This window comes from Rhodococcus cercidiphylli (genome assembly GCF_033042225.1).
Classification (GTDB): domain Bacteria; phylum Actinomycetota; class Actinomycetes; order Mycobacteriales; family Mycobacteriaceae; genus Rhodococcoides.
The window spans coordinates 1-5019 of record NZ_JAWLKE010000020.1 but is presented as its reverse complement, the minus strand read 5'-3'; the positions used below and the strand labels follow the sequence as shown (position 1 = coordinate 5019).

The 5019-nt window shown below is 48.0% G+C and carries 3 rRNA genes; all 3 read left to right on the top strand.

Going from position 1 to position 5019, the window contains the following annotated elements:
- The first annotated feature begins 105 nt into the window (after window positions 1–105).
- A 16S ribosomal RNA gene (locus R3P95_RS25950) occupies window positions 106–1656 on the top strand.
- 300 nt (window positions 1657–1956) lie between these two features.
- A 23S ribosomal RNA gene (locus R3P95_RS25945) occupies window positions 1957–4878 on the top strand.
- A gap of 67 nt (window positions 4879–4945) precedes the next feature.
- Window positions 4946–5019 (top strand): 5S ribosomal RNA (gene rrf, locus R3P95_RS25940); the annotation flags it as partial.

The following is a 5019-nucleotide window of genomic DNA, read 5'->3' as shown; positions in this document are numbered from 1 at the left end:
GAACATTGAAAACTGAATGACAATATGTCAACGTTAATTCCAATAAAGTAACTTAAATGTTACAAACACTATTTAGTATTATGAGCTAATCAAACATCATAAATTTTTATGGAGAGTTTGATCCTGGCTCAGGATGAACGCTGGCGGCGTGCCTAATACATGCAAGTCGAGCGAACAGACGAGGAGCTTGCTCCTTTGACGTTAGCGGCGGACGGGTGAGTAACACGTAGGTAACCTACCTATAAGACTGGGATAACTTCGGGAAACCGGAGCTAATACCGGATAATATTTCGAACCGCATGGTTCGATAGTGAAAGATGGCTTTGCTATCACTTATAGATGGACCTGCGCCGTATTAGCTAGTTGGTAAGGTAACGGCTTACCAAGGCAACGATACGTAGCCGACCTGAGAGGGTGATCGGCCACACTGGAACTGAGACACGGTCCAGACTCCTACGGGAGGCAGCAGTAGGGAATCTTCCGCAATGGGCGAAAGCCTGACGGAGCAACGCCGCGTGAGTGATGAAGGTCTTCGGATCGTAAAACTCTGTTATTAGGGAAGAACAAACGTGTAAGTAACTGTGCACGTCTTGACGGTACCTAATCAGAAAGCCACGGCTAACTACGTGCCAGCAGCCGCGGTAATACGTAGGTGGCAAGCGTTATCCGGAATTATTGGGCGTAAAGCGCGCGTAGGCGGTTTTTTAAGTCTGATGTGAAAGCCCACGGCTCAACCGTGGAGGGTCATTGGAAACTGGAAAACTTGAGTGCAGAAGAGGAAAGTGGAATTCCATGTGTAGCGGTGAAATGCGCAGAGATATGGAGGAACACCAGTGGCGAAGGCGACTTTCTGGTCTGTAACTGACGCTGATGTGCGAAAGCGTGGGGATCAAACAGGATTAGATACCCTGGTAGTCCACGCCGTAAACGATGAGTGCTAAGTGTTAGGGGGTTTCCGCCCCTTAGTGCTGCAGCTAACGCATTAAGCACTCCGCCTGGGGAGTACGACCGCAAGGTTGAAACTCAAAGGAATTGACGGGGACCCGCACAAGCGGTGGAGCATGTGGTTTAATTCGAAGCAACGCGAAGAACCTTACCAAATCTTGACATCCTTTGACCCTTCTAGAGATAGAAGTTTCCCCTTCGGGGGACAAAGTGACAGGTGGTGCATGGTTGTCGTCAGCTCGTGTCGTGAGATGTTGGGTTAAGTCCCGCAACGAGCGCAACCCTTAAGCTTAGTTGCCATCATTAAGTTGGGCACTCTAAGTTGACTGCCGGTGACAAACCGGAGGAAGGTGGGGATGACGTCAAATCATCATGCCCCTTATGATTTGGGCTACACACGTGCTACAATGGACAATACAAAGGGCAGCGAAACCGCGAGGTCAAGCAAATCCCATAAAGTTGTTCTCAGTTCGGATTGTAGTCTGCAACTCGACTACATGAAGCTGGAATCGCTAGTAATCGTAGATCAGCATGCTACGGTGAATACGTTCCCGGGTCTTGTACACACCGCCCGTCACACCACGAGAGTTTGTAACACCCGAAGCCGGTGGAGTAACCATTTGGAGCTAGCCGTCGAAGGTGGGACAAATGATTGGGGTGAAGTCGTAACAAGGTAGCCGTATCGGAAGGTGCGGCTGGATCACCTCCTTTCTAAGGATATATTCGGAACATCTCGTAGAGATGATACGGATTAACGTGACATATTGTATTCAGTTTTGAATGTTTATTTTTAAACATTCATGATTAATTGAATATTGCATTGACTATTATATTTTGTTATAATACTTAATTGTGATTATTAATTAATGACATTGTACATTGAAAACTAGATAAGTAAGTAAATAGATTTTACCAAGCAAAACCGAGTGAATAGAGTTTTAAATAAGCTTGAATTCATAAAAAATAATCGCTAGTGTTCGAAAGAACACTCACAGATTAATAACTATATTAGATTAAGTTATTAAGGGCGCACGGTGGATGCCTTGGCACTAGAAGCCGATGAAGGACGTTACTAACGACGATATGCTTTGGGTAGCTGTAAGTAAGCGTTGATCCAGAGATTTCCGAATGGGGGAACCCAGCACAAGTTATGTTGTGTTATCGACAAGTGAATTCATAGCTTGTCAGAAGGCAGACCCGGAGAACTGAAACATCTTAGTACCCGGAGGAAGAGAAAGAAAATTCGATTCCCTGAGTAGCGGCGAGCGAAACGGGAAGAGCCCAAACCAATAAGCTTGCTTATTGGGGTTGTAGGACACTCTATACGGAGTTACAAAGGAATATATTAAACGAATCATCTGGAAAGTTGAATCAAAGAAGGTAATAATCCTGTAGTTGAAAATATATTCTCTCTTGAGTGGATCCTGAGTACGACGGAGCACGTGAAATTCCGTCGGAATCTGGGAGGACCATCTCCTAAGGCTAAATACTCTCTAGTGACCGATAGTGAACCAGTACCGTGAGGGAAAGGTGAAAAGTACCCCGGAAGGGGAGTGAAAGAGAACTTGAAACCGTGTGCTTACAAGTAGTCAGAGCCCGTTAATGGGTGATGGCGTGCCTTTTGTAGAATGAACCGGCGAGTTACGATCTGATGCAAGGTTAAGCAGAAAATGTGGAGCCGTAGCGAAAGCGAGTCTGAATAGGGCGTATAGTATTTGGTCGTAGACCCGAAACCAGGTGATCTACCCATGGTCAGGTTGAAGTTCAGGTAACACTGAATGGAGGACCGAACCGACTTACGTTGAAAAGTGAGCGGATGAACTGTGGGTAGCGGAGAAATTCCAATCGAACTTGGAGATAGCTGGTTCTCTCCGAAATAGCTTTAGGGCTAGCCTCAAGTGATGATTATTGGAGGTAGAGCACTGTTTGGACGAGGGGCCCCTCTCGGGTTACCGAATTCAGACAAACTCCGAATGCCAATTAATTTAACTTGGGAGTCAGAACATGGGTGATAAGGTCCGTGTTCGAAAGGGAAACAGCCCAGACCACCAGCTAAGGTCCCAAAATATATGTTAAGTGGAAAAGGATGTGGCGTTGCCCAGACAACTAGGATGTTGGCTTAGAAGCAGCCATCATTTAAAGAGTGCGTAATAGCTCACTAGTCGAGTGACACTGCGCCGAAAATGTACCGGGGCTAAACATATTACCGAAGCTGTGGATTGTCCTTTGGACAATGGTAGGAGAGCGTTCTAAGGGCGTTGAAGCATGATCGCAAGGACATGTGGAGCGCTTAGAAGTGAGAATGCCGGTGTGAGTAGCGAAAGACGGGTGAGAATCCCGTCCACCGATTGACTAAGGTTTCCAGAGGAAGGCTCGTCCGCTCTGGGTTAGTCGGGTCCTAAGCTGAGGCCGACAGGCGTAGGCGATGGATAACAGGTTGATATTCCTGTACCACCTATAATCGTTTTAATCGATGGGGGGACGCAGTAGGATAGGCGAAGCGTACGATTGGATTGTACGTCTAAGCAGTGAGATTGAGTGTTAGGCAAATCCGGCACTCTTAAGATTGAGCTGTGATGGGGAGAGGAAATTGTTTCCTCGAGTCGTTGATTTCACACTGCCGAGAAAAGCCTCTAGATAGAGATTAGGTGCCCGTACCGCAAACCGACACAGGTAGTCAAGATGAGAATTCTAAGGTGAGCGAGCGAACTCTCGTTAAGGAACTCGGCAAAATGACCCCGTAACTTCGGGAGAAGGGGTGCTCTTTAGGGTGCAAGCCCAGAAGAGCCGCAGTGAATAGGCCCAAGCGACTGTTTATCAAAAACACAGGTCTCTGCTAAACCGTAAGGTGATGTATAGGGGCTGACGCCTGCCCGGTGCTGGAAGGTTAAGAGGAGTGGTTAGCTTCTGCGAAGCTACGAATCGAAGCCCCAGTAAACGGCGGCCGTAACTATAACGGTCCTAAGGTAGCGAAATTCCTTGTCGGGTAAGTTCCGACCCGCACGAAAGGCGTAACGATTTGGGCACTGTCTCAACGAGAGACTCGGTGAAATCATAGTACCTGTGAAGATGCAGGTTACCCGCGACAGGACGGAAAGACCCCGTGGAGCTTTACTGTAGCCTGATATTGAAATTCGGCACAGCTTGTACAGGATAGGTAGGAGCCTTTGAAACGTGAGCGCTAGCTTACGTGGAGGCGTTGGTGGGATACTACCCTAGCTGTGTTGGCTTTCTAACCCGCACCACTTATCGTGGTGGGAGACAGTGTCAGGCGGGCAGTTTGACTGGGGCGGTCGCCTCCTAAAAGGTAACGGAGGCGCTCAAAGGTTCCCTCAGAATGGTTGGAAATCATTCATAGAGTGTAAAGGCATAAGGGAGCTTGACTGCGAGACCTACAAGTCGAGCAGGGTCGAAAGACGGACTTAGTGATCCGGTGGTTCCGCATGGAAGGGCCATCGCTCAACGGATAAAAGCTACCCCGGGGATAACAGGCTTATCTCCCCCAAGAGTTCACATCGACGGGGAGGTTTGGCACCTCGATGTCGGCTCATCGCATCCTGGGGCTGTAGTCGGTCCCAAGGGTTGGGCTGTTCGCCCATTAAAGCGGTACGCGAGCTGGGTTCAGAACGTCGTGAGACAGTTCGGTCCCTATCCGTCGTGGGCGTAGGAAATTTGAGAGGAGCTGTCCTTAGTACGAGAGGACCGGGATGGACATACCTCTGGTGTACCAGTTGTCGTGCCAACGGCATAGCTGGGTAGCTATGTATGGACGGGATAAGTGCTGAAAGCATCTAAGCATGAAGCCCCCCTCAAGATGAGATTTCCCAACTTCGGTTATAAGATCCCTCAGAGATGATGAGGTTAATAGGTTCGAGGTGGAAGCGTGGTGACACGTGGAGCTGACGAATACTAATCGATCGAAGACTTAATCAATTTTTTCAAGTTTTGCGACGCAAATCTTTACTTACTATCTAGTTTTGAATGTATAATCATTCATTTGTCTGGTGACAATGGCAAGGAGGTCACACCTGTTCCCATGCCGAACACAGAAGTTAAGCTCCTTAGCGCCGATGG